General features: G+C 70.9%; 21 protein-coding genes and 1 tRNA gene. 10 read left to right on the plus strand and 12 right to left on the minus strand.

Annotated features, from left to right (window positions below; translation table 11 throughout):
* Positions 1–10: 10 nt before the first annotated feature.
* The gene (locus tag ACF1FZ_RS14030) at positions 11–601 is read left to right on the plus strand and encodes a carbonic anhydrase (RefSeq protein WP_391773626.1); all 591 of its coding nucleotides are present in this window, start codon (positions 11–13) and stop codon (positions 599–601) included.
* A gap of 8 nt (positions 602–609) precedes the next feature.
* On the plus strand, positions 610–2,097 hold the full coding sequence (locus ACF1FZ_RS14035) for a SulP family inorganic anion transporter (RefSeq protein ID WP_391773627.1): 1,488 nt from the start codon (positions 610–612) through the stop codon (positions 2,095–2,097).
* Between the two features lie 115 nt (positions 2,098–2,212).
* Here ACF1FZ_RS14035 and ACF1FZ_RS14040 read toward each other — a convergent pair.
* A tRNA-Leu gene (locus ACF1FZ_RS14040) sits at positions 2,213–2,300 on the minus strand.
* 971 nt (positions 2,301–3,271) lie between these two features.
* Here ACF1FZ_RS14040 and ACF1FZ_RS14045 point away from each other — a divergent pair.
* The 8 genes from ACF1FZ_RS14045 to ACF1FZ_RS14080 all read left to right on the plus strand — a co-directional run bounded on the left by ACF1FZ_RS14045 (position 3,272) and on the right by ACF1FZ_RS14080 (position 10,437).
* Entirely contained in the window at positions 3,272–4,456 is a 1,185-nt protein-coding gene (locus ACF1FZ_RS14045) for an ATP-binding protein (protein ID WP_391773628.1), read from the plus strand.
* Positions 4,453–5,298 (plus strand): roadblock/LC7 domain-containing protein, encoded by an 846-nt coding sequence (locus ACF1FZ_RS14050; protein ID WP_391773629.1) that lies wholly within the window; start codon positions 4,453–4,455, stop codon positions 5,296–5,298. Before ACF1FZ_RS14045 ends, ACF1FZ_RS14050 begins: the two co-directional genes overlap by 4 nt.
* The gene (locus ACF1FZ_RS14055) at positions 5,291–5,674 is read left to right on the plus strand and encodes a DUF742 domain-containing protein (RefSeq protein ID WP_391773630.1); all 384 of its coding nucleotides are present in this window, start codon (positions 5,291–5,293) and stop codon (positions 5,672–5,674) included. Before ACF1FZ_RS14050 ends, ACF1FZ_RS14055 begins: the two co-directional genes overlap by 8 nt.
* Positions 5,675–5,677: 3 nt before the next feature.
* The gene (locus tag ACF1FZ_RS14060) at positions 5,678–6,238 is read left to right on the plus strand and encodes an ATP/GTP-binding protein (RefSeq protein ID WP_391773631.1); all 561 of its coding nucleotides are present in this window, start codon (positions 5,678–5,680) and stop codon (positions 6,236–6,238) included.
* Positions 6,239–6,250: 12 nt separating this feature from the next.
* Complete coding sequence (locus ACF1FZ_RS14065) at positions 6,251–7,624, plus strand: cytochrome P450 (protein ID WP_391773632.1); 1,374 nt, start codon at positions 6,251–6,253, stop codon at positions 7,622–7,624.
* Between the two features lie 92 nt (positions 7,625–7,716).
* On the plus strand, positions 7,717–8,964 hold the full coding sequence (locus tag ACF1FZ_RS14070; protein WP_391773633.1) for a cytochrome P450: 1,248 nt from the start codon (positions 7,717–7,719) through the stop codon (positions 8,962–8,964).
* Positions 8,961–9,734, plus strand: coding sequence for an enoyl-CoA hydratase/isomerase family protein (locus tag ACF1FZ_RS14075; RefSeq protein WP_391773634.1), 774 nt, complete (start codon positions 8,961–8,963; stop codon positions 9,732–9,734). The genes ACF1FZ_RS14070 and ACF1FZ_RS14075 overlap by 4 nt, the downstream gene beginning before the upstream one ends.
* A gap of 274 nt (positions 9,735–10,008) precedes the next feature.
* Positions 10,009–10,437 carry a hypothetical protein gene (locus ACF1FZ_RS14080; protein WP_391773635.1) on the plus strand — a complete coding sequence of 143 codons (429 nt, stop codon included), beginning with the start codon at positions 10,009–10,011 and terminating at the stop codon, positions 10,435–10,437.
* 55 nt (positions 10,438–10,492) lie between these two features.
* Here the strand turns inward: ACF1FZ_RS14080 and ACF1FZ_RS14085 are convergent, their stop codons facing one another.
* The 11 genes from ACF1FZ_RS14085 to ACF1FZ_RS14135 all read right to left on the minus strand — a co-directional run bounded on the left by ACF1FZ_RS14085 (position 10,493) and on the right by ACF1FZ_RS14135 (position 25,151).
* A complete protein-coding gene (locus tag ACF1FZ_RS14085) occupies positions 10,493–11,563 on the minus strand; it encodes a sugar phosphate isomerase/epimerase family protein (RefSeq protein WP_391773636.1) in 1,071 nt (356 codons plus the stop codon).
* A 41-nt stretch (positions 11,564–11,604) separates the two neighbouring features.
* A complete protein-coding gene (locus tag ACF1FZ_RS14090) occupies positions 11,605–13,002 on the minus strand; it encodes an alkaline phosphatase family protein (RefSeq protein WP_391773637.1) in 1,398 nt (465 codons plus the stop codon).
* Complete coding sequence (gene eboE, locus ACF1FZ_RS14095) at positions 12,999–14,174, minus strand: metabolite traffic protein EboE (RefSeq protein ID WP_391773638.1); 1,176 nt, start codon at positions 14,172–14,174, stop codon at positions 12,999–13,001. The genes ACF1FZ_RS14090 and eboE overlap by 4 nt, the downstream gene beginning before the upstream one ends.
* A gap of 3 nt (positions 14,175–14,177) precedes the next feature.
* A complete protein-coding gene (locus ACF1FZ_RS14100; protein WP_391773639.1) occupies positions 14,178–15,026 on the minus strand; it encodes a TatD family hydrolase in 849 nt (282 codons plus the stop codon).
* Entirely contained in the window at positions 15,023–15,658 is a 636-nt protein-coding gene (locus tag ACF1FZ_RS14105; RefSeq protein ID WP_391773640.1) for an EboA domain-containing protein, read from the minus strand. The genes ACF1FZ_RS14100 and ACF1FZ_RS14105 overlap by 4 nt, the downstream gene beginning before the upstream one ends.
* A complete protein-coding gene (locus ACF1FZ_RS14110; RefSeq protein ID WP_391773641.1) occupies positions 15,652–16,515 on the minus strand; it encodes a sugar phosphate isomerase/epimerase family protein in 864 nt (287 codons plus the stop codon). The genes ACF1FZ_RS14105 and ACF1FZ_RS14110 overlap by 7 nt, the downstream gene beginning before the upstream one ends.
* Positions 16,512–17,567 carry an SCO3242 family prenyltransferase gene (locus ACF1FZ_RS14115; RefSeq protein WP_391773642.1) on the minus strand — a complete coding sequence of 352 codons (1,056 nt, stop codon included), beginning with the start codon at positions 17,565–17,567 and terminating at the stop codon, positions 16,512–16,514. Before ACF1FZ_RS14115 ends, ACF1FZ_RS14110 begins: the two co-directional genes overlap by 4 nt.
* A 23-nt stretch (positions 17,568–17,590) precedes the next feature.
* Positions 17,591–18,709 (minus strand): inositol-3-phosphate synthase, encoded by a 1,119-nt coding sequence (locus tag ACF1FZ_RS14120; RefSeq protein ID WP_391773643.1) that lies wholly within the window; start codon positions 18,707–18,709, stop codon positions 17,591–17,593.
* Between the two features lie 95 nt (positions 18,710–18,804).
* Positions 18,805–22,512 carry a ThuA domain-containing protein gene (locus ACF1FZ_RS14125; RefSeq protein ID WP_391773644.1) on the minus strand — a complete coding sequence of 1,236 codons (3,708 nt, stop codon included), beginning with the start codon at positions 22,510–22,512 and terminating at the stop codon, positions 18,805–18,807.
* A 401-nt stretch (positions 22,513–22,913) separates the two neighbouring features.
* Positions 22,914–23,918 carry a sugar phosphate isomerase/epimerase family protein gene (locus ACF1FZ_RS14130; RefSeq protein ID WP_391773645.1) on the minus strand — a complete coding sequence of 335 codons (1,005 nt, stop codon included), beginning with the start codon at positions 23,916–23,918 and terminating at the stop codon, positions 22,914–22,916.
* A gap of 12 nt (positions 23,919–23,930) precedes the next feature.
* The gene (locus ACF1FZ_RS14135) at positions 23,931–25,151 is read right to left on the minus strand and encodes a Gfo/Idh/MocA family protein (protein WP_391773646.1); all 1,221 of its coding nucleotides are present in this window, start codon (positions 25,149–25,151) and stop codon (positions 23,931–23,933) included.
* Positions 25,152–25,155 lie beyond the last annotated feature (4 nt).

A 25,155-nucleotide genomic window follows, 5' to 3' on the forward strand; every position in this document is an offset into this window, starting at 1 on the left:
AACAACCGTTATGCAACCCCTCATCGACCACGCCCGGTCCTTCCGCGAGCAGTGCACGGAGCGTCCCGAGGAGTTCGCCCGGCTGGCCCGAGGCCAGTCCCCGCAGGTCCTGTTCATCACCTGCTCGGACTCCCGGGTCGTCCCTTCCCTCATCACCGGTGCCCGCCCCGGTGAACTCTTCGAACTGCGGACCGCGGGCAACATCGTCCCCCCGTACGACTCCGGGCAGCCCACGAGCGAGGCGGCCACGGTGGAGTACGCGGTGGAGGTGCTCGGGGTCACGGACATCGTCGTCTGCGGCCATTCCCACTGCGGTGCCGTCGGCGCCCTGGTCCGCGGTGACGACCTGACCGCGGTGCCCGCCGTGCGCGACTGGCTCGCGCACTCGGCCCCCCGCCCCGAAGGGGTGGTGGACGACCCGGCCGTGGCCGAGGCCGTGAAGAACCATGTGCTGACCCAGTTGCTGAGGCTGCGTTCCTACCCCTGCGTCGACCAGCGTGTGGCGGAGGGGCGACTGAGGCTGCACGGCTGGTTCTACGAGGTTCACACGGGAGCCGTGCTGGCGCACGACGCGACCTCCGACACCTTCCAGACGCTGTGAGGGCCGGTATGGACCGCCGAACGTCTTTTCCCCATCTGCGGCAGGACTTCACTGCCTCGATCGTCGTCTTCCTCGTCGCCCTGCCGCTGTGCGTGGGCGTCGCCGTGGCCTCCGGCGTGCCGGCGGAGCTGGGACTGGTCACCGGCATCGTCGGCGGCATCGTCACGGGCTTCATGCGTGGCAGCAGCCTCCAGGTGTCGGGGCCGGCCGCCGGTCTGACCGTGCTGGTCTTCGAAGCCGTCCAGACCTTCGGGCTCGCCGCGCTCGGAGTGATCGTGCTGGCCGCCGGGCTGCTTCAGCTGGCCATGGGCGCACTGAAACTGGGGCGCTGGTTCCGGGCCATCTCGCTCTCGGTAGTCGAGGGCATGCTCGCCGGCATCGGGCTCGTGCTCATCGCGGGCCAGCTCTACGCGGCAGCCGGCCTGGAAGCCCCGGCGTCCGGCCTGGACAAGCTGATCGGGCTTCCCGGGGCCCTGTCCGATGCCGCCATGAGCACCGAGGCGCTCACATCGCTCGCGGTCGGCGCCGGGACCATCGTGGTGATGGTGCTGTGGAAGCGCATGCCCGAGCGGGTGAGGGCGGTGCCGGGCGCTCTCGCCGCGGTCGCACTGGCCACGCTCGTCTCCCTCGTGTTCAGCCTGCCGGTCGCCGAAGTCGAGGTGCGGGGTCTGCTCGACGCCGTCCAGCCGCCCGGGCTGGACGCGTTCGGTGAGCTGGCGAGCGTGAGCGTGCTCGGGACGGTGCTGGCCTTCACCCTGATCGCCTCCGCGGAGAGCCTGTTCAGCGCGGCCGCCGTGGACCGCCTCCACGACGGGCCGCGCACGCAGTACGACAGGGAGCTGATGGCTCAGGGGACCGGGAACACCGTGTGCGGCCTCCTGGGCGCCCTGCCGATGACCGCGGTCATCGTGCGCAGTTCCGCCAACGTCCAGGCAGGCGCGAAGACCAAGGCGTCCCGGGTCCTGCACGGCGTGTGGCTGCTGCTCTTCGCGGCACTGCTGCCGTCGGCCCTCGCGCTCATACCGCTGCCGGCCCTGGCCGGGATCCTCGTCCACGCGGGCTGGAAACTGATCCCGCTGCGCACCGTCGCGACGCTGTGGCGCGGTCACCGGGGCGAGGCGCTCATCCTGGTGGCGACGGCCGTGTCCATCGTCACGGTGAACATGTTCGAGGGTGTCCTGATCGGCCTGGCGCTCTCCGTCGCCAAGACGGCCTGGGACGCCTCGCACGTCAGCCTGGACATCATCGACAAGGGAACCGGTCCCCTCCAGGCCCACCTCTCGGGTAACGCCACCTTCCTGAAACTGCCGAAGATACTCGACAGCCTGGAGAGCCTCCCCCAGGACCGGCCCGTCGAGCTGGATCTCTCCGGCCTGCACCACTTGGACCACGCCTGCCGTGCGGCGCTGGAGAACTGGGCGGCACGGCACAGTTCCCCCGGCACGGAACCCGTGCAGCTGACCGAACCGGTCATGGCGAAAGCCACCCACGGCTGAGCCGTGGAGGCCCCGGCCACGAGCTTCCGGGCTCGTGGCCGGGGCCTCCCGCCGTCGGCCTGCGCGCCCTTGACCCCACAACGCAGAAGAACCCCACCGAAGTGGGGTTCCCGTCTGGTGTCCGAGGGGGGACTTGAACCCCCACGCCCGATAAAGGGCACTAGCACCTCAAGCTAGCGCGTCTGCCATTCCGCCACCCGGACAAGGTGTCTGTCGTCCCGGGGTGTTCCCCGTGGCGACAAAGAAAACAATACCAGGGGTTCGGGGTGCCCTTCACCTGCGTTTCCGGTGGTCAGTGCGGTGCGGGCGCCGCCGGCAGCACCTGAGCCGTCGCGTGCACGGACCGTGGCGGACCGTGCACCAGGAGCAGGCGGTGGCGCCGCGGGACGCGGCAGGGCACGAGGTCCTGTTCCGCACGGCCCCGGTGCGGCGCCCGGACCGGCTCGTGCGGCTCCTCACCGTCGCCGCCCGTGCTGCCGCCGGCCCCGCTGCACCGCCGGGACCGGCGGGACCGGCGGCAGCACGGGCGGCTCATCCGGAAAGTGCCGGAGTGGACGGACCTGGTGGATCTCACGTCGGAGGAGGCCCGGTGGCGCGCGGCCGCGAGTCCGCCGGGGGCCCGGCGATCCCGCGCCGCCCGCCTGCGAGGAGCCGCGGGAACCGCCGCTCAGGCCGGCCTGCGTGACCGGTGCCGCCGCGGCGTCCGTCACGGCCGAGGGCAGGTGGACCGGACCGCCCGTGCCGCGCACCCGGCCCGGCCCGACCGGGCTCCGGGCAGAACCTCGGCCCCCGAAGTGGACGGCAGACCTCCGGATGCCGATACTCTCACCACATGTGACAGATGGTCATTCCTCATACGTGATGTCCCGTGAACGATTCAGGTCCAGGAGCGGAAGACGAGGGAAACGGGCCGTGGCGAGACGAACTCGCCTCTCAACACGGCTTTTCCGAGGCCGTGTTGCCGTGTGCACGGCCGGACTCCCCGCTTCCGGTGAGGGTCCGGCCCGGTGATAGCATCCCGGCATCTGTGATCTTGATCCACTGGATTCAGATGCTGATTTGCGATCGGCGGCCTGCTCTCCACGCAACAGCGGCCTGGCAGCACCGAGTGGCTGTGTCGCGGGCCCTCGGGAGGCATGTCCGTCGCCGTCCGCCTGCGCCGGGAAAGGTTTCCATGAATCAAGACGCACTCGTGTGGTGCATGGTTGCGGTGACGGCGATAGCCGTTGCCGCCGTTGTGGCACTCACCGCCCGCAACAGAGCCCTAGGGGCGAAGAAGCAGCAGTCCGAGGCGGAGCTGAGACACCAGCTGCACATATCCGGCAGTCAGCTCAACCTCTCCCACGCCGAACTCCAGCGCTTCAGGAGCGAACAGGACGGAACGCTCCGGGAGGCCAAGGAGGCGGCGGAGGAGAACACCAAGGCGGTCCTCAAGGGCGCGGCCAGCTTCCTGCAGAGCCTCGCGGCGGAACAGACGACTCTCCTGGACAGCATCCAGCGCAAGTACGGGGGCCACGCCGTGCTCAGCGATCTGCTCGAGGTGAACCACGCCAATGCGCAGATGGCCCGTAAGGCACAGGGCATCGCGGTCATGTGCGGTGCGCCTCTCGGCCGCCGCAACAGGCCCGCCAGCGTCTACGACGTGGTGCGCAGCGCCCAGGGGCAGATCCGCAACTTCCACCGGGTCTCCGTCATGCAGCAGACCGCCCTCGCGCTGAAGGCGTCCGCGGTGGCGCCGGTGGCACTCGCGGTCGCCGAGCTCCTTGACAACGCTGCCAGCTTCTCCCAGCACGACGCACCGATCGAGGTGACGTTCCAGCGGGTCCAGAGCAATCTGTGCATCGTCATCGACGACGCCGGTGTCGGCATGAGTGACGAGGACCGCCAGCGGGCGACCGAGCTGCTGTCCGGCGACGTCGTCCCCCGCCTTTCACAGCTCGGGAACCAGCCCAAGTTCGGATTCCCCGTGATCGGCCTGATCGCTCGTCAGTACGGCTTCAAGGTGGATGTCACCGGAGTCTCCCGGTACGGCGGCGTCCGGGCCGTCGTCCTGCTGCCCGAGGAGCTGTGGACCATGGAGGAGACGCCGTCCGCCCCCGAGGCGCCCGTCAGCAGCATTCCGCGTACGGATGGCAGGCCGCAGAACGGGGCCGCGCGCACGACTCACGGCCTGCCGAAGCGCGGAGCGCGCCAGGCGCCCATCGCGAGCGTGCCGGACCCGGTGGCCCCGCAGCCGGCGCCGCCGGTGCCCGAGAGGACCGGCCGTTCCTCGGGACGCAGCCTGGGGGCTTTCCAGCGCGGCACTCTGTCCGGCCGCAATCTCGATACCACGTCGCCCGAAGGGTCCGAAGACGCATGACCGCAGACCTGTCGTGGATGCTCGAGGACATCGTGCAGAACGTGCCCCGCGCACGGCACGCCGTCCTGTTGTCCGCGGACGGCCTCCCCCGCGGGTCCACCGAGGGCCTGGCCGAGAAGGAGGTGCGCACCATCTCCGCCGCCATGGCCGGCATGCAGTCGCTCAGCCGTGCCACGGCCCACTTCGCCGGCCCCGAGAAGGACCGGCAGTGGAATCAGACGATCATCGAGTTCTCCCACGGGTGGAGCTTTCTGATCGGAGCCGGGCAGGGTGCCTACCTGGCCGCGGCCGCGGCACCCGATGTGGACATGCAGCAGATCTCCTTCCGCATGCACCGGCTTGTCGCCAGGCTGGGAAACAACCTCACCTCGCCCCCCAGGGTGAATGGCGAGGACGACGCCGGTACGCGGAACAGCCGGACGGACCGGCGCGGAGGCCCGGGCGACTCGGGTTTCGTGCTCGCCGACCTCGACCGGGTGATCACCGATGTGCAGGGCGCCCGTCACGCCGTGCTGCTGGGTTCCGACGGGCTGCCCCGCGGGGCGACCAGCGGGCTGAACAGGGACATGGCGGACACGATATCCGCGGCGATGACGGGCATCCACGCCTACAGCAGGGTCACTTCGCAGTTCGCGGGCGTCCAGGAGGACGCCGCGTGGCGGCAGACGGTCATCGAGTTCCAGCACGGCTGGATCTTCCTGATATCGGCGGGTACCGGGGCTTTCCTGGCCGCCGCCGCCGAGCACGACTGCGACATCGAGGAGTTCACCACCCGCCTGCACGAAGTGATCCCCAAGCTGGCACCCTCGGCAGTGGGCGGAAGGGGGGTGGCCCATGCCTGACGAGCCCGACCAGGAGCTGGAGCTGACGTCGCCGTTAGTCCCCCTCTTCGTCATCACCAACGGACGCGCCCTGCCTCCGGAACACGAGTACGAGCACACCACGCTGGTCATGGCGGCGCAGGACGCGGCGGCCACGACGCTCACGCTCTCTCCCGAAGCAGGCCAGGTCATGGCCCTGATCACCGAGGGCTTCCTGTCCGTCGCCGAGGTGGCCGGCCACACGCACCTGCCGCTGGGCATCGTGCGCATCCTGCTGGCGCAGTTGGAGGAGGACGGCCTCATCCTCGTGAGAAGGCCGATACCCCGCGCCGAGCATGTCGACAGAGAACTGGTCAGCGCCGTGCTCGAAGGCCTGAAGAATCGATTCGGAGCGTAACGCGTGTACCTGGATCCAGACGTCTCCCACGCGGTGAAGATCCTCGTGGTCGGGCACTTCGGGGTCGGGAAGACCACCTGCATCGCAAGTCTCTCCGAGATCGAGCCGCTGCGGACCGAGGAGGAGATCACCGAGGCCAGCGAGGGGTTCGACGACCTGTCGGGCACACCTCACAAGAAGACCACCACCGTGGCCATGGACTTCGGCCGCCTCACCCTCAGCGACTCGCTGGTCCTCTACCTCTTCGGAACGCCCGGGCAGGAGCGTTTCAAGGAGATGTGGGAGGAGTTGTCGCGGGGCGCTCTGGGCGCACTGGTCCTCGTGGACCCCGAGCGTCTGCACGAGTCCTTCCCCGTCCTCGACCTGGTCGAGAGTTTCGGCCTGACGTACGCCATCGGCGTCAACCACTTCGAGGGGACCACGGACTACCCGCTCGACGAAGTCCGCGAGGCGTTGAACCTGACCGCCGACACGCCCGTCGCCAGGTGCGACGTCCGCGACGAGAGAACCTCGGCACAGGCCCTCATCACCCTCGTCGAACACCTCATGACCCAACTCGGCTAGGAGCCCCGCACCATGCAGCAGCCGCTTGACCCGCAGGAGATACCTCCCGGGTGCCCCGCGCACAAGAACGTCCAGCTGTACGGACCCTCGTTCGGAGCCGACCCCGACGGCCACTACGCGCATCTGCGCTCGTTCGGTATGAGCGCGCCCGTCGACATCGCCCCGGACGTGGAGGTCGAGCTGGTCACCAGCTATGACGCCGCCCTCTACGTCCTGCAGAACCCCTCGTCCTTCGTCCGGGACTCCCGCCGTTGGAACGCGCTGAACGAAGGCCGCGTCCCCGCCGACAGCCCCGCCCTGCCGATGATGAGCTACCGCCCCAACGCGCTGTTCAGCGACGGTGCGGCCCATGCCCGGCTGCGCCAGGCGGTCACCGACAGCCTCGCCACCGTCAACGAGCTCCAGCTCGTGAGGCAGACACAGCAGTCCGCCGACTACCTGATCAGCCGCTTCAGCGCCGAGCCCCGCGGCCAGGCGGAACTGATGGCGGAGTACGCCCAGCCGCTGCCGTTGCTCGTCTTCAGCGAACTGTTCGGCTGTCCCCCGGAGATCGGTGACCGGGTGATCGCCGGGATCAGCGGCATCTTCGAGGGGGCCCCGGGTGCCGACGAAGTACTGGGCGGGGCACTCACCGAGCTGATCGCCCTCAAACGGCGCCGTCCGGCCGCCGACCTGACGACGCGGCTGATGGAGCACCCGGCCCGGTTGAGCGACGAGGAGGTGCTGCACCAGCTCGTGACCCTGCTCTCCGGTGGCACCGCTCCCCTGTCCGCCACGATCGGGAGCAGCAGCGCGCTGTACCTGGACGAGGAGTGGCAGAGCGGGCTGCCGGTCGAGGACGCGGTCGCCCAGAGCCTGTGGAACTACGCTCCGATCGCCAACTACGCGGCTCACTACCCGGTCCATGACGTCGAGCTGGGCGGCAGGACGCTGCGGGCCGACGACCCCGTGCTGATCTCCTTCGCCGCGGCCAACACCGATCCCAAACTGACCGAGCACCGCCGGCAGCTCAGCGCGAAGGCCCATCTCGCCTTCGGTGCGGGCCCGCACGCGTGCCCCGCCAAGGATCCGGCTTTCATGATCGCGGTCACCGCGGTCGAGACCCTGCTCAACCGGCTGCCGGACATCGAGATGCGCGTTCCGTTCAAGACCCTCGCCTGGGTGCCGAGTCCGTGGAGCCGCTCGCTGGTGACCCTCCCCGTCCGGTTCACCCCGCAGGCCCAGCCGTCGGCCGCCACCCGCCCCGGCCAGCCGCAGCCGGGCGCCTCGTCCCAGCAGGGCGCATCCGCCGGGCAGCCCTCCGGATCCCAGCAGCAGAGCGCCGCTGCGCCGCAGCCCAAGGGCGGTCTCTTCAGCCGTTTCCTGGCATGGACGAGAGGGGAGTGATTTTTGTTACCCCCTGATGCCCCTGTGTTATTGGATGCTTCAACGATCTTGTGGGTATGCATGGCGGCTGGTTCTAGAAAGGAGCCGTCATCATGAGCGTCACCACGACTCCGTCGTCCGACCGCAGGGCGTCCGTCTCCCTCTTCTCGCGTCTGCGGACGGCGAGGGGACAGGCCGACCCCTTCCCGATATACGAGGAGCTGCTGTCGAGGGGCGAGGTCAGCCCGGCTCCGTGGGGTGGCTCCCTCGTCACAGGCTTCGCCGTCTGCGATGAGGTACTACGCAGCCGCGACTGGCTGGAACCCGACAAACGCTGGCGGGAGCGGCAAGGACCGGGGACACGCTGGAACGCCTCGTCCTCGCAGGAGATGAGCAGCACGCTGGCCGCGCTCAACCCTCCCGACCACACACGGGCCCGACGGGCGGCCGGTACGTTCGACCGGGCCACGGTGGAGCGGATCGGCCGGTCGGTGAGCCGGACGACCGATCAGCTCCTGAGCACCCTCGCGGAGCGCTTGCGGGACGGGGAGGCGGACTTCTCGGCACTCGTGGGCGAGGAGCTGCCGGTCGCCACCATCGGCGAGTGGCTCGGACTGCCCGCTGCCGACTGGCCCCGTCTGCGGGAACTGACGCACGACCAGGTCTTCACCCAGGAACTGCTTCCGTCGGCGAGCCAGCTGGCCGCGTCGGACACGGCCACGGCCGAACTGCGCGCCTACTTCACCGACCTCGTGAAAAACCGGCGTGCCCGCCCCGGTGAGGATCCCGTGTCCCGCTGGATAGCGTCCTGGGACGCCTTGGAACCCGACCGCGACAAGGCCGACGAAGCGGTCTACTTCCTGGTTCTGTTCGTCCTCCTGGCCGCCCTGGAGACCACCGCGACCCTCCTGACGACCATGACGCTCCTGCTCGTCGAGGACCCGGCACGCTGGGACCTGGTCGCGGACCGCCCCGACCTGGTCCCCGCCTTCGTGGAGGAGACACTGCGCTACGACCCGCCCACCCATGTCATCAGCAGGGTCGCCGCCGCGGACTGCGTCCTGGGCGGAGTGGAGATACGCAAGGACGAGATGGTGCACCTCATGGTGGGGGCCGCCCATCGGGACCCGGCGAAACACAGGGAGCCCGGCAGGTTCGACCCCTTGCGCCCGCCCGCCCACCTCGCCTTCAGCGGCGGCATCCACTACTGCCTCGGCGCACCGCTGGCCCGGCTGGAGGCCCAGACCCTTCTCCGTCAGCTCATCCGCCGTCTGCCCCGTCTCACTCTCGTACGCCGCCCGACGATGGCCCCCCGGGTCGCGTTCCGGCGCCCGCTGAACCTGGATGTCGCTCTCGCATGAACGAAACCGCCGGTCCGCTCACCCACTCCTCCCGCAAAGCGATACGCGCCGACCAGGACGGCCCCGTACTCCGTGTCCGGCTCAACCCCTGGGACCAGGAGGACACCCTGGGCACCGCCGTCCTCGACGATCTCCTCCTCCTGCTCGACGACCTGCACGACCGCCCGGACGTCCGCCTTCTGATCCTCTCGTCCATGGGCACGGACTTCTGCCTGGGAGCCGACCGCAACGAGTACCAGGCGGCACTCACCGCGGATCCCACCGGTTCCGCGTTGCGGCGCATCGCGGACAAGGCCCAGCGGCTGTGCCAGGCCCTGGAGAGCACCCACGCCGTCACCATCGCCAGGCTTCACGGCCGGGTGATCGGTGCCGGGCTCGCGCTCGCCTCGTTCTGCGACCTGCGCGTGGGCGCGGACACCTGCCGGTTCCGCATGCCGGAGGTCGGAGTCGGACTCCCCCCTGCCTGGGGAGGGGCGATGGGCCGCCTCGTCTCCGAGGGCGGCGCCGCCAGGATCCGCGAACTCATGCTGACCTGCGACGTGTTCGACGCCGACACCGCTCACCGGCTCGGTCTCCTCCACCGGACCGCTCCGCTCGACCGGCTGGACGAGGTCGTCGACGCCTGGGCGAGGCCCCTCGTCCGGCGCTCCCCCGAAGCCCTCGTCCTGACCAAGCGCATGCTGGCCGGCTACGCGCGGGCCGACCGGACGGCGGACACCTCCCTGCTCGACTCCCATCTTCTGACCGCTCACCTCAACCGGCGCCGGTGACCGGCCCGGTGCCCGGCGGCGCCGGGGCCCTGCCGTCGCGACCGGTGACGAAGCCGGTCACCGGTCGCGGCAGGCCGAGGAGGAGACCGGCTACGGCATGAGGTGACGGCCCGGGCGGGGAGTCCGCCCCCACGAACGCGCCACGTCAGGAAGTGCCGAACCCTCCGAGGAGCTCCTCGCGGTGACCCCGGGGCCGGGGTGCCGTGCCCGGTCCTGAGAGGCGCGGATCTGCGGGACCGGCCGCTCGCACGTCGCCGGACCGCCGGCGGAGAGGGTGGCGGCCGGCGCTCCGTCCGACGCGTTCGTGGCGGCGAGGGGTTCGGCTCAGGACGCGGGCTCCGCCGCCGGGATCATGGCCACCGCCACGTCTCCCGAGGCGATCGTCGTCGGCTGGCTCTCCGGCCTCTGCGGCCGTAAGAAGTGGCTGCTCCACGTCCGTGTCGTCCTCGGGCTCGCCCGGTTCGGCATCATCGGGCCGGCCGGGATGAGGAGCCTGCCCCTGTTCCTGCGGTTATCCGCGGTCTCCGGACTCGGAGCGGGGACGGGTTTCATGGCCGTCGCCGCCTGGGGGCTCGACGGCGCCTTCATCCTGGCGGGTTGCCTCTCGTTCCTCGCGGGGTTCCTCGCCACACCCGGTCGCGGCCGGAAGGCCGGCCCGCTGGTGAAGGCCGCTCCGGCCCCGAGGGCCAGGGAGACCGGCTGACGGCACATACGTGTGGGGCCCGGTTCCTGGAACCGGGCCCCACACGTATGTGCCGTCAGTCGCCGCAGCGCCTCTGGCGGAGCGAGTGCAGGTGTGCGCTGGACTTACGGGCGAAGGCGAGGGAGTCGACCGGGTTGTCGTGCTCGGTCTGCCAGTGGTGGTAGGTACGGCCACGGTGGGTACGGGTGGTGACCCGGCTCAGGAAGTTCTTGTAGTCGATGTCCCCGTCACCGACGTCCGTCATGTCGTAGCCGTCACGGACGGAGTCGTCGCGCGTGCCGTCCTTGACGTGGAAGAGGGGGTAGCGGTGGGGCTGCTCGAGTACGTAGTCGATGGGGTCGAAGGGGGCCGGTGTGCCGTCCGCCCGCTTGCCGAAGCGGAACTGGGCGCAGAACGCCCAGTAGATGTCCATCTCGAGGTAGACCAGGTCGGGGTCGGTCTCGGCGAGCAGGACGTCGTAGAGGCGCACCTTCGGCTTGTCGGTGGCGAAGGAGAACTCCTCCGCGTGGTTGTGCTGGTAGAACTTCATGCCGCGCTTGCGGGCGGCGGCGCCGTAGGTGTTGAAGTCCTCCGCGGCCCGCTTCCAGCCGTCGACCGTGGAGCCGTAGCGGAAGGGCCCGGAGGCGGTGCCGATGTGCTTGAGGCCGAGGGCCTCCGCCTCGTCGAGGACCTTGGTGAGGTTCTGCGCGAAGGAGTAGGCACCGGGGTTGTCGTCGTCGTAGTAGTTGACGTGGCTGCCTATGGGGTTGAGGCCGTGGTCCCCGGCCAGCCTCTTGAGCTGGGCGAGTGTGAGGGCACCGGCCGAGCCCTGGGTGTAGCCGGCGAACTCGATCTCGTCGTAGCCGTACTTCTCGAGCTCGGCGAAGACCGGGGCGAACCCGAGGGTGGAGATCTTGTCGCGGAGACTGTAGAGCTGGATGCCGAGGCGGCCGGGGGGCAGGACGGCCCGGCCCTTGCCGTGGCCGTTCCCGTGGCCGTGTTCGTGTCCGTGGCCGCCGTGCGGACCCGCCGCCTGGGCGGTGGCGCCGCTGAGGAGGGTGGCGGCCGTGGCTCCGGCGGCCACGCCCAGGACGTTGCGGCGGCTGAGTCTGCGCGCGAGCTCGGGGTCCTTCGGGGTGCGGCTCATGATCACGAATCTCCCTGTGAACGTACGGGCGGGGCGGATTGTCAGTGCAGTCCGGCAAGCTGGAGCAGCAGGGACTTCACTTCGGTGGCCTGGACTCGGCCGGTGAACGCGTGGGGGGTGGAGCAGAGGATGAGCGGGCCTTCGTCGTCGCTCGTGGGAAGGCGGCCGTGGCTGCCGCGGACGGGTGAGGGGTCCAGAGGGACGACCGCCATGCGGTAGCGCATCCCGAGTTTCTTGCGGGCGACTGCCGAGGCGGCCCTGACCCGGACGTAGGGGTCCTGGGGGTCCATGAAGAGTTCCACGGGGTCGTAGCCCGGTTTGCGGTGGATCTCGACGAGCTGCGCGAAGTCGGGTGCGCGGTCGTCGTCGAGCCAGTAGTAGTACGTGAACCAGGCGTCCTTCTCCGCGACGGCGACGAGCTCGCCGGAGCGGGGATGGTCCAGGTGGTGGGCCTTCTTGCCTTCGTCGTCGAGGAGTTGCTCGATTCCGGGCAGGTCCGCGAGGGCTTCCCGGGTCGCTTCGAGGTCCTCGGGCCGGCGTACGTAGATGTGGGCGAGCTGGTGGTCGGCGACGGCGAAGGCACGCGAGGCCATCGGGTCGAGGTACTCCATGCCGTCCTGGGTGTGGACCTCCAGCAGGCCGGCGCGGCGCAGCGCGCGGTTGATGTCCACGGGCCGGTCGACGCGTGTGATGCCGTACTCGGAGAGGGCGACGACGGTGCGGCCCTCGGCCCTGGCGTCGTCCAGCAGGGGTCCCACGGCACGGTCGAGGTCGGCCGCGGCCCGGTGGGAGCGGGGGTCGTCGGGGCCGTAGCGCTGGAGGTCGTAGTCGAGGTGCGGGAGGTAGCAGAGGGCCAGGTCGGGGGTGCGGGTGGTGAGGATGTGCCGGGTGGCGTCGATGATCCACTGCGAGGAGACGAGGTCGGCACCGGGCCCCCAGAAGTGGAAGAGGGGGAAGGTGCCGAGCTCTTCCGTGAGCTCGTCGTGCAGCGCCGGGGGCCTGGTGTAGCAGTCGGGTTCCTTGCGGCCGTCCGCGTAGTACACGGGGCGCGGGGTGACGGTCCAGTCGGTGTCGGCGCCCATCGCGTACCACCAGCAGATGTTGGCGACGGTGTAGCCGGGGTGGGCGCGCCGGGCGGCGTCCCAGAGCTTGTCCCCCCCGACGAGCCCGTTGTGCTGGCGCCACAGGAGGACGTCGCCGAGCTCGCGGAAGTACCAGCCGTTGGCGACGATGCCGTGTTCGGCGGGGGTGGTGCCGGTGAGGAAGGTGGACTGGGCGGCGCAGGTGACGGCGGGCAGGACGGTGGTCAGGGGTGCCTGTGCGCCGGTTCCGGCCATGGCTCTCAGGTTCGGCATGTGTGCCAGGAGCTGGGGGGTGAGGCCTACGACGTCGAGGACGAGGAGGGGGGTGGGACGCGTACCGGCTTCGGGGGCGGTCAAGGGAGCTCCTTCAGTCCGAGGTCGACGAGGAGGTCGCGGGCGAGGGTGAGTTCGGCGGTGATGCCGTCGGCGAGCTGGGTGCGGGTGCGCGGCCGGAGCTCGGCGGGAAGCGCCTGCCAGGTGTACGTCTCGACTTCGAGGTGGCGGGTGAGGGGCACGGGCCCGCCGACGAGCCGGTTCAGCACGGACCGGAGGACGGGGAGTGTGGAGGTGAGCGGAGGCGCCGGCGGTGCGTGCAGGGGGACGTGGAAGTGGGAGCGCCAGGGCGTGCTGTCGGGGAGGACGCCGCCGGACACCGCCTCGTCCAGGTCGTCGGTCCCGCGCAGGCCCGACGCGGTGAGCGTGCGTGTCTGGTGCAGGAAGCGGGGTTCGGCGAACGCGCCCAGGGCGGCGCGCACCTCGGGCAGGTGCGGGTGTTCGGCGTGCAGTGCCGCGGAGAGCTGGGCCTTGACGACGGGGATCCCGGCCGTGTGCAGGGCGTCCAGCGCGGTGTCCGGGTCCTCGAAGGAGGTGGCCAGGTGACAGGTGTCGACGCAGATGCCGATGCGGTCGTGGCCCACCGCGGTGAGGGGGCCGATGGCGTCGGCGGTGGTCTCCACGGTGCAGCCCGGTTCGGGTTCGAGGCCGATCCTGATGGTTTTGCCGGTCAGCTCGGCGAGGGCGTCGAGCCGCTGCGCGAGCGTGGTGAGTGCTTTCTGCGCCGTACCGGCTGCCGTGGGGTCGTCGGCGAACGGGGTGCGCCAGGCGATCGGCAGGGTGGAGACGCTGCCGTCGGTGACGTCGTCGGGGAGCAGGGCGGCGAGCAGTCTGGCCAGGTCGGTGGTGTGGGCGAGCCGCTCGGGGTCGGTCCAGTCCGGTGTGTAGACGCGGTACTTGACCTCCTGGGCTCCGAAGCCCTCGTAGGGGAAGCCGTTGAGGGTGACCACTTCCAGGCCGCGGTGGTCGAGCTCGCCGCGTAGCGAGCGCAGGGCGGCGGGGTCGTTGACCAGGACGCGGGCGGCGTCCTTGGCGAGCCAGAGGCCGATCCCGATGCGGTCCCGGCCGAGCCGTCGGCGTACGGGCTCACAGTGGTCGCGCAGTTGTGCGCGGACTCCTTCGAGGGTCTCGGCGGGGTGCACGTTCGTGCAGTACGCGAGGTGGACGACGGAGCCGTCGGGGTGGCGGAAGCGCATGCTTCACTCCCCGCCTCGGAGGATGGAGTTTCCCTCGTGGAGCGGGCCGGGGGCCGCGGTGTCGAGCTGGAGCCGGCCGCTCTGCCCGTAGAAGGCGACGGGGTTGCGCCAGAGGACCTTGTCGACGTCGTCCTCGTCGAATCCGGCCTTCAGCATGGTGTCGGCCACCTTGCGGGTCTTCAGCGGGTCGCTCTTTCCCCAGTCGGCGGCCGAGTTGACGAGGATCTTGTCGGTGCCGTGGTTCCGCAGGACCGTGATCATGCGGTCCTCGTCCATCTTGGTGTCCGGATAGATGGAGAAACCGGCCCAGCAGCCGCTGTCGAGGGCGTCCTTCACGGTCGTCTCGTTGAGGTGGTCGAGCAGGACCAGCTCCGGGGCGAGGTCCGATTCGCGGACGACGTCGATGGTGCGGTGCAGCCCGGCGAGCTTGTCGCGGTGCGGGGTGTGGACGAGCGCGGGAAGTCCGTGGTCGGCGGCGAGCTGCAGCTGGGTGGCGAGAGCGGTGTCCTCGGCGGGGGTCATCGAGTCGTAGCCGATCTCACCGACGGCGACGACGGAGTCCTTGACGAGGTAGCGCGGCAGGGCGTCCAGGACGGGGGTGCAGCGGGGGTCGTTCGCCTCCTTGGGGTTGAGGGCGAGTGTGCAGTGGTGCGCGATGCCGTACTGGGAGGCGCGGAAGGGCTCCCAGCCGAGGAGGGCGTCGAAGTAGTCGAAGAAGCTGGCGGGCGAGGTGCGGGGCTGGCCGAGCCAGAAGGAGGGTTCGACGAGGGCGCGGACCCCGGCGTCGTACATCGCCCGGTAGTCGTCCGTGGTGCGGGAGGTCATGTGGATGTGGGGGTCGAAGATCCTCATCGGGGTTCCTCCGTGGACGTGGGGGCGGGGACGGCCGGGGCCGTGAGGTCGAGTACGGTCCGCAGGCCGGCGGGGACGGGGCGTCCCGCCGCGGTACGTTCGGTGGCGAAGTCACGGAGCATTCGGGCGAGTTCGGTGTCGCCGCGGGCCCGCTCGCCGAGCCGGTCCAGGGCCTCGACCGGGACCTCGGTGAAGAGGCACTTGAGGACGGCGTGCCGCCAGCCGTGTGCGTCGAGGTGGGCCGCGCCGTACGGGCCGACGGCCGCTGCGACCAGCCGGGTGTCGTTGGTGCGCAGGGCGTCCTCGACGAGCGGCAGTGCGCCGGCGCCGAGGTCGAGCCGGTGCAGGGTGAGGAGGACGGCGCGGCGTTCGGCGGCGGTGCCCCGCTCGTAGAGCCTGGTCACCGCCGGCAGCCCCGCGCGGGCTTCGACGAGCAGCAGCGCGCGTGCGGAATCGGCGTGCTCGGGTCCGCAGTGTCTCCCCGCGGATGCGAACCGCAGTTCCCAGGGCGGGTCGCCGCTGTCCGCGCCGGGGTGGGCCGCGGCGTGCGCGGCTTCGGCGAGCGCTTCGTCGAGCCAGGCCCTGGCCGCCCCCCGGAGCCGGCCGTCGAGTTCCTTGCGGCTGTTCAGCACGGTGCGGCTCCGTTCGTCGGCCCGGTGGCCCGGCGCAGGAAGTCGATCGAGCTGCGGGCCAGCTCGGGGCCCGCGTGGGAGTGGCGGGGCAGCTCGACGACGGTGAGGCCGTCGTATCCGCTGGAGGCGAGTGCTTCGAGCACCGGCGGGAAGTCGATCTCGCCGTCGCCGAACGGCAGGTGTTCGTGTACGCCGCGTCGCATGTCCTCGATCTGTACGTGGCGGAGCCAGGGGGCGGCTTCCTTCACACAGTCGACGGGCGGGGCGGGCTCCAGGCACTGGCAGTGGCCTATGTCCAGGGTGAGTCCGAGAGAACCGGGGTCGCCGAGGAGGGTGCGCAGGTGGTGGAAGTCGGCGAGCGTGGCGAGGAGGTGACCGGGTTCCGGCTCCACGGCGAGGGGGACGCCCGCACGGTCCGAGGCGTCCAGGACGGGGGCGAGTGCGTCGGCCAGCCGTTGCCACGCGGTGTCCGTGGTGGTGTCCGGTGGTGTGAGGCCGCTGAAGCAGTGCACGGCGTGGGCTCCGAGGTCGGCGGCCACCTCGACGGCCCGGACGAGGAGGGCGGTGCGGGCCGCGCGGGCCTCCGGGTCGGGGTCGAGGAGGGAGGGCCCGTGCTTGCGCCGGGGGTCGAGGACATAGCGCGCGCCGGTCTCGACGGTGACGCCGAGGCCCAGTCCGGTGAGCCTGCGGGCCACCTGCCGGGTGCGGGCCGCGAGGTCGGGGGCGAGCGGGTCGAGGTGCATGTGGTCGAGGGTGAGGCCGACCCCGTCGTAGCCGAGGTCGGCGAGGAGGCCGAGGGCGTCGTCGAGCCGGAGGTCGGTCAGCCCGTTGGTGCCGTAGCCGAGGCGGAGGCTCATGTCGGGCTCACCTTCCGGGCGAGCGTGCGGGCCACGGGCACGAGTCCCATGACCGCGAGCCCGGTGACGGGTGCGCCGGCCCTGGTGGCGAGTGCGGCCTGCAGCGGGATCATGGCGCGGATACCGCCTCCGACGGCGCGTCGGGTGAGGGGCGGGGAGGGGTTGAGGGCGGCGTGGAACGACGGGGTCACGAAGGTGTGGAGGTAGGCACCGGTGAAGGCGGGGATCAGCAGCCGTCCGGCGGTGGTGCGGGGCGGCTCCCCCGGCATTGCCCTGCCGCGCAGCACTGCTGCCCCGATTCCGGCCGCACCGGCCAGCGCCGCCAGCGGCGCGGCGGTCGAGCCGCCCTGTGCCTCGTGCCGGGAGACGGCGGTCACGGCGTACGTGTGGGCGCCGAGCGCGAGGGCGGCGGGGAGCGCGGCGGAAGGTGTGCGGGCGCCCCCGGCCGCCCTCCCCCCGGCAGCCGCCGTCGGCCTCGCTGCCGCCGTGGCGGTCGCGCCGAGCAGCAGGTCCAGGGTGCGGGCCGCGGCCATCGCGGCAGGTCCCAGCTTCGTGTGTTTGAGGTGCAGGTCGTAGGCCCAGACCGTGGCCGCCAGGCCGGAGGCCACGGCCAGGGCGGGGCGGCCCGCGCGAGCGGCCAGGGCCAGGCCCGCCGCCGTGAGGGCGCCCGCTGCGGCCAGGGCCGCCCCCGGTGCGACGCGGCCCGAGGGGATCGGGCGGTGCGGGCGGTCGACGGCGTCCTCCTCCCGGTCCGCCCAGTCGTTGAGGGCCATGCCCGCCTCGTACAGGCACAGCGACGCGCCGACCGCGAGTGCGGTGCCCCGGCCGGGGCGCCGGCCGGTGGCGGCCGCCCCGGCGAACGCGTCTCCCGGCACGGTGAACAGCGCGGACACGCGCAGCAGCTCCGTCCAGGCCCGCAGGTGCGCGCGGGCACGGGGCCTGTCCGGTGCGGGCGCAGTCCCGCCCGCACCGGACAGGCTGTCCTGGGAGGTCCGCACGGGGACGGCCGGGGTCCGCTGCGGGGCAGCGAGCAGCCGGGGGGAGCCGGTCATCGCCGCGAGCAGCCGGAGCGGCCTCACCGGGCGGTCCGCAGGCGTTCGGCGAAGGCCAGCAGTTCCGCGTACTGCTCGGGCAGCGCGGCGGGACCGCCGTCCGGGTCCTTGAAGTAGAAGCCCAGCTCGGGCCGCGGCCCGGTCAGGCCTGCCTCGTGGGCGCGGGCCAGCAGCCGGACCAGGTCCAGTACCAGCGGTGCGGCGAGGGCGGAGTCACATCCCTGCCAGATCGTCTGGAGGATCATCCGTGAGCCGAGGAACCCGTCGAAGGCGATGTGGTCCCACGCCGTCTTCCAGTCCCCCATCGCCGGTACGTCGTCGATGTGGACCTCGCCCTCGGGGGCCGACCCGAGCGTGTCGGCGAGGACGCGTTCCTTGCCCGCGTTCTTGGCGGCCGCCGCAGCCGGGTCGGCCAGCGCCGCCCCGTCCCCGCCGCCCAGCAGGTTCGTGCCCGACCACGCCCGCACCGGCAGTGCACGTTGGACGAACATCGGTGCGAGCACGGAACGGAGCAGCGTCTGACCTGTCTTGCCGTCACGTCCGGCGTGGGGAAGTCCGCAGGAGTCGACGGCGTCCTGGAGGTGCGGGCTGCGCAGCCCGGTGGAGGGGGTGAAGTTGGCGTACGGGCAGCCGGCGCGGAGCGCGGCCGCCGCGTAGAGCGAGCTGGCGGGCAGCCGGGAGTCGCCCTCACCGGGGGCGGGTTCGGTCGAGGCGACGTTGACGACGACCGTGCGGGCCAGCCCGTGGCGGTGGGTGAAGGCCTCGATGTCGGCGGCGAAGGCGGCGACGAGCTCCTCGTCGGTGCGGGTGTCACCCGGGAGCGGTCCCCCGGGCCGTATCTCCGCGTCGGCGGCGGTGAGTTCGGCCTCGACGGCCGCGGGAAGCCCGTGGGGGAGCACTCCTCCGGCCGCGAGGGCCTCGGCCCTCTTGGGCAGGGGGCAGTCGAGGGTGTCGTGCCCGCCGAAGACGAGGGAGGTCAGCGGTGGCAGCCCGCTGCCGGTGAAGGGTGGTGTCTCGGTGACCATGCCGGTCGGCGGGTGGAGCCCGCCCGCGATGGCCGCGCACCCGGCGGTGGCGGTGGTGGCGACGGAGCCGCGTGCTCCGATGAACCAGACTCCGGTACGAACGGCATGTGCGGTCACGGGCTGCCTCCCTGGGGGGATGTAGAGGGGTGGTGGGCGGCGGGCGGGGAGGAGTCGCGCTTCCCCTCCCGCCGCCGGTGCAGGAGGTGGCCGCCCTACGTCGAGGGCAGTTCCTTCAGCTGGATGTTGCGGAAGGACACCTGGTCATCGGCTCCGTGGTTCTGGAGGCCGATGTAGCCGTCCTTGAGGCTGCGGGCCGGGTCGGTGTTGGTGAAGTCGTTGATCTTCACCCCGTTGAGGAAGACCTGGAGCCGCTCGCCCCGGACCTTGATCTCGTAGCTGTTCCACTGGCCGGGTGGCCGCAGGACCCGGTCACGCGCCTTGATGTCGGCGGACTTGAAGGTGTAGACGGCGCCGGTCGTGCGGTCCGGCGCGTCCGTGGCGTCGATCTGGACCTCGTAGCCGTTGTTCACCGCGGACCACGGGTCGTCCGACTCGGGGAAGCCGACGAAGACACCGGAGTTGTCGTCGCCCGCCATCTTCCAGTCGAGTTTCAGCGAGTAGGAGCCCAGCTCCTTGGCCTGGTAGGTCAGCAGGCCCATGCCGCCCTCGGAGCGCAGCTCGCCGTCCGCGACGGCGAACTTGCCGGGGCCGGCCTGCTTCCACCCTTCGAGCGTCTTGCCGTTGAAGATCGTCCGGTAGCCGGTGTCCGGTTTGCAGTTGGCCTTCACCTGCCCGGAGGAATAGCGCAGCCCGCCCAGCAGGTGCTGCCGGAAGGCGGGTTCGGCGTAGGACTCCTTGGTGTGGCCGAGGCCGGTGTAGAAGGAGCGTCCGCCCTGGTACGCCTGGCACCAGGCGATCGGGTGGTCACCCTTCATGTTGCCGCCGGTGTAGGTGGTCTCGTCCAGGGTGGCGAGGACCTGGGCCTTGTCCCGGGGGTTGGTGCGGTAGTTGTACCACTCGTCGGTGCGGTCCCAGGCCTCGTCCAGGTGCGCGGTCGCCGGGTGGTCGTGGTTCTCCACACGGACGGTCGCGGGCTGGATCTGCGGGTGCGAGTCGAAGTACGCCCCGACGAGTCCTCCGTAGAACTCCCAGTCGTACTCGGTGTCGGCCGCGGCGTGGACGCCCATGTAACCGCCGCCGGTGGAGACGAAGTTCTCGAACGCCTTCTTCTGCTCGGCGTTCAGGACGTCCCCGGTCGTCGAGAGGAAGACGACGGCGTCGTAGCGCGCCAGGTTGCTGGTGGTGAACTGTCCGGCCTCCTCGGTGGAGTCGACCGTGATGTTGGTGTCCTTGCCCAGTTCCTTCAGTGCCGTGATGCCCGCGGGGATCGAGTCGTGCCGGAAGCCGCCCGTCTTGGAGAAGACGAGGACGCGCTTGGCGGTCCGGTCGACCGGGCTGTCGGAGAGTTCGAAGTCGTCCACGTCGTACAGGGCTCCGGCTCCGCCCTTGAAGACCAGGAAGAGTTCCGTCGCCTTCTTCGGTGCGCCGCGCAGCGGCACGTCGATGTCCTGGAACGTGTCCCAGCTGCCGGTCACCGGGACGGGTGCGGAGCCGAGGATCTTGCCGGTGGGCGATCCGGCCCGCACTTCGAGGAAGCCTCCCGCGCCGGCCGAGGAGATGCGGGCGGTGAGCTTGGTGGAGCCGTCGAGGATGTACGGGGTGAAGGAGATCCAGTCGTCGTTGTCGATGTCTCCGACGGTCCGGCCGCCGTGGGCGCTGGACTTGCTCGGGGTGGTGATACCGGAGGAGTCGGTGAAGTGCTCGGCCTGGCGGTGGCGCGGCTGGAGCATCGCCTGGTCGCGGCCGGTCAGTGCGGCCTGGCCGCCGCCACCGCCGTCGGTGTAGGACGCCGAGATGCCGCCGTAGATGTTGGCGTTCGGGTCGTGGCCGCCTTCCATGGCGGTCTTGATGGTGCCCTCGCAGCCGTGTTCGGTGGTGATGTCGTGGCCGTGGCTGTCATGGCCCAGCGTGAACTTGACCTCGACCTCGGTGCAGTCGATGGTGCCGTCCTCCGGGTCCTTGACGGTCACCTTGAAGGGGACCTCGTCACCGAACTCGAAGAGCTGGCCGTCGGACGGGAACTGCATGTCGACGACGGGCGCGGTGTTGCCGACGGTGACGTGCACGCTCGCCGAACCGGTGCGGCCCGTCGGGTCCTTGACGGTCACCGTCGCCGTGTAGGTGCCGTTCTTCTTGTACGTGTACGCGGGGTCGGCCGCCGTGGACCTGCCGCCGTCGCCGAAGTCCCAGGCGTAGGTCAGGGCGTCACCGTCGCCGTCGGTGGTGCCGGCCGAGGAGAACTTCACCCTGAGGGGTGCGACTCCGGAGGTCTTGTTCGAGGAGGCCTCGGCGATGGGTGAGCGGCCACCGGTGGCGTTCTCGATGCGGTACAGCGCCGAGTGTTCGTCGCCGCCGAACCAGGAGAGGCCGTAGTCCAGGACGTACAGGGCGCCGTCGGGTCCGAACGCCATGTCCATCACCTGTGTCCCGGTCCACGGGATGTCGTTGACGGACTGGACGGCGCCGTCGGCGTCCTGTTCGATGCGCTTGATCCACTGCCGGCCGAACTCTCCGGCGAAGAAGTCCCCGTCGTACTCCTCGGGGAACTTCACCGGTGAGTCGAGGTCCGCGTCGTAGTGGTAGACGGGTCCGCCCATCGGGGACTCGGAGCCGGTGCCGAATTCGGGCACGGACGCGCCGTCGTACGGGATCCAGGCAGCCTGCGCGGGCGGCAGGTCGACCAGGCCCGTGTTGTACCGCGACTCGTTCTTCGGGGCGGCGCAGTCGAAGGCCGGTCCGGAGGTCTGCGTCGCGAAGTCGTAGTCCCTGTAAGGGTCGTTGTCACCGGTGCAGAAGGGCCAGCCGAAGTTGCCGGGCTTCGTCACCCGGGCGAACTCCACCTGTCCGGCCGGCCCGCGGTTCGGGTCGGCGGCTCCCGCGTCGGGGCCGTAGTCGCCGACGTAGAGGATGCCGGTGGCCTTGTCCACGCTGAAGCGGAAGGGGTTGCGGAAGCCCATCGCGTAGATCTCGGGCCGCGTCTTGTCCGTACCGGGGGTGAAGAGGTTCCCCTCGGGGACGGTGTACGAGCCGTCGTCGGCCACCTTGATGCGGAGGATCTTGCCGCGCAGGTCGTTGGTGTTGCCCGAGGTGCGGCGGGCATCGAACGCCGGGTTGCGGTCGGGGCGGTCGTCGAGCGGCGAGAAACCGTCGGAGGCGAACGGGTTGGAGTCGTCACCCGTCGAGAGGTAGAGGTTGCCCTGTGCGTCGAAGTCGATGTCGCCGCCCACGTGGCAGCACATGCCGCGCGTGGCGGGGATGTCGAGGACCTTCTTCTCGCTCGCGTTGTCGAGGGTTCCGTCCTCGTTGAGCACGAAGCGGGAGAGCCGGTTCACGCCGTCGAACTTCGCGAAGTCGGCTGCGGTGCCGTTCTCCGGGGCGTCGCCCGCGGGGGTGTCCAGCGGGGGCGCGTAGTAGAGGTAGACCGCCCGGTTCTCCGCGAAGTCCGGGTCGACCCCGATGCCCTGGAGCCCTTCCTCGTCGTGCGAGTAGACGGGGATGGTGCCGGAGACCCGGGTGTTGCCCGAACTGTCCGTGATCCGCAGCTCGCCGTTGCGTGAGGTGTGCAGCACGCTGCGGTCGGGGAGCACCGCCAGCGAGATGGGTTCGCCGGTCTCGGCGGCGCCCTTGGCGAGGGTGACCTGCTGGAAGTCCTCGGCGGCGTCCTGTGCGGCCGAGGCTGCCCGGGCGTCGGCGGTGGCGACGGGCGAGGATCCCAGGGTGAGGGTTGCGGCGGCGAGCAGTCCGCCGGTGAAGAGGGCGAGTGTCTTTCGGGCTCGGAGCCGTCTGCTGCTTCTGTGCACGTGCGTCCTCCGGAGTGGGCCGGTTGTTCGGGCGGTGCGTTCTGCCGTTCGCGCGGGGACTGCCGCGCTCGTCACCGGGGTCCTCACGGGGCCCCGGGGACGTGGGTCATGTCGTGTACACGTAGGGGACCGTAGCCGTGTTCGTCCCGTACGGAAAGCCCTTGCGCAGGGGTGGGATCGAACTTTTGCCCATGGCTGGACAAAGAGGCGTCCGGGCAGGCCTGACCGCCCCGCGGCGCATGGCCGACGGGGCTGCTCCGCCTGCCCGCCCCTTCCCGGAGCGGGCTCCGCCCCGGACCCGCGCCCCGGTCTCCCCGGGCTTCGTCCGGAGGGGCCCGGTGGGTCCGAGGTGACTCGGCGTGATCAGGCCTGCCCGGTGTCCGAGGGCCGGGGGCCGGGGGCTATTCGCCGCCCCCGAACGCCGCGTCGAACGAGGCGCTCGGCGGGTCGAAGTCGAACCGCTTCAGCGAGGCCAGCGCCTCCGGCGCCCCCGTCAGCCGGTCCATGCCCGCGTCCTCCCACTCCACGGAGACCGGCCCTTCGTATCCGATGGACCGCAGCATCCGGAAGACGTCCTCCCAGGGCACGTCGCCGTGCCCGGCCGAGACGAAGTCCCAGCCGCGTCGCGGATCACCCCACGGCAGGTGCGAGCCGAGGCGCCCGTTGCGTCCGTCGAGACGCTTACGGGCCTCCTTGCAGTCCACGTGGTAGATCCGGTCCCGGAAGTCGTACAGGAAGCCGACCGGGTCGAGGTCCTGCCACACGAAGTGGCTCGGGTCGAAGTTCAGCCCGAACGCGGGCCGGTGGTCCACGGCCTCCAGGGCCCGTTTCGTCGTCCAGTAGTCGTACGCGATCTCGCTGGGGTGCACCTCGTGGGCGAAGCGCACGCCCTCGGCGTCGAAGACGTCCAGGACCGGGTTCCACCGCTCGGCGAAGTCCTCGTAACCGCGTTCGATCATGTGCGGCGGGACCGGGGGGAACATGGCCACCAGGTGCCAGATCGAGGAACCGGTGAAGCCGATGACCGTGTCGACGCCGAAGGCGGCCGCCGCGCGGGCGGTGTTCTTGATCTCTTCGGCCGCCCGTCGGCGCACGCCTTCGGGCTCCCCGTCCCCCCAGACGCGGGCGGGCACGATGCCCTGGTGACGCTCGTCGATCGGGCTGTCGCAGACGGCCTGGCCGACGAGGTGGTTGGAGACCGCCCAGCACTTCAGCCCGTACTTGTCGAGCAGCTGCCGCCGCCCGTCGAGGTAACCGGGATCCGCGAGAGCTTTGTCCACTTCGAAGTGATCGCCCCAGCAGGCGAGTTCGAGACCGTCGTAACCGAAGTCCCGGGCGAGCCGGCAGACCTCCTCCAGTGGAAGGTCTGCCCACTGGCCGGTGAAGAGAGTGAAGGGACGGGGCATGCGCGAAACCTCCTAGAAGGGGACCGGGGTGTGCACGGAGTTCTTGGCGGCGCTCTCCTCGACGGCGGCGAGAACCCGCTGCACCTGGAGCCCGTCGGCGAACGACGGTACGGGGGCGCGGCCTTCGACGATCGTGCGCACCACGTCACGGGCCTGGTGGACGAAGGTGTGCTCGTAGCCCAGGCCGTGGCCCGGCGGCCACCACGCCTCCAGATAGGGGTGCTGGGGTTCGGTGACGAGGATCCGGCGGAAGCCGGCGCTGGGGGCGGGTTCGGTGTGGTCGTGGAAGGAGAGTTCGTTGAGCCGTTCCAGGTCGAAGGCGATCGATCCCAGCTCTCCGTTGATCTCCAGACGCAAGGCGTTCTTACGGCCCGCCGCCATCCTGGTCGCCTCGAAGGACGCGAGGGCTCCGGACGCCAGCCGTCCGGTGAACAGGGTCGCGTCGTCGACGGTGACCACTCCCCGCGCGGTACCGTCCGCGGCCCCCGAGAGCCCGGCGGCGGCCCCGGCGAGTACGGGCCTCTCGCGTACGAAGGTCTCGCTCACCGCCGACACCCCCACCAGGTGCTCCCCGGCCAGGTACTGGGCCAGGTCGACGATGTGCGCCCCGAGGTCCCCCAGCGCACCGGATCCGGCGCGTTCGCGCTCCAGCCGCCAGGTGAGGGGCGATTCGGGGTCGACGAGCCAGTCCTGGAGGTAGGTGGCCCGTACGTGCCGCAGGGCTCCCAGCCTCCCCTCCTCGATCATCGTGCGGGCGTAGGTGAGGGCGGGCACCTTGCGGTAGTTGAAGCCCACGATCGCCACCTGGCCACGGGCCGCCGCCCGTCCGGCGGCTTCCGCCATGGCTTCCGCCTCGGCGACCGTGTTGGCGAGCGGTTTCTCGCACAGCACGTGTTTGCCCGCCTCGAGTGCGGCGACGGCGATCTCCGCGTGGCTGTCGCCGGGAGTGCAGATGTCGACCAGCTGCACGTCGTCCCGGGCGATCAGGGCGCGCCAGTCGGTCTCCGCGGCGGCCCAGCCGTGCCGGGCGGCAGCGGACTCGACGGCCTTGCGGTCGCGTCCGCAGATCGCGGCGAGAGCGGGTCTCACCGGCAGGTCGAAGACATGTCCCGCGGTACGCCACCCCTGGGAGTGGGCGGCACCCATGAACGCGTATCCGACCATGCCGATGCCGAGCGTCGCCGTCGGCGGCGGTGCCTCGGTCCCCTGCTCCGTTTCTTCCCTACCGGCCATGCGG

This window comes from Streptomyces sp. NPDC014623 (assembly GCF_043088245.1).
Taxonomy (GTDB): Bacteria; Actinomycetota; Actinomycetes; order Streptomycetales; family Streptomycetaceae; genus Streptomyces.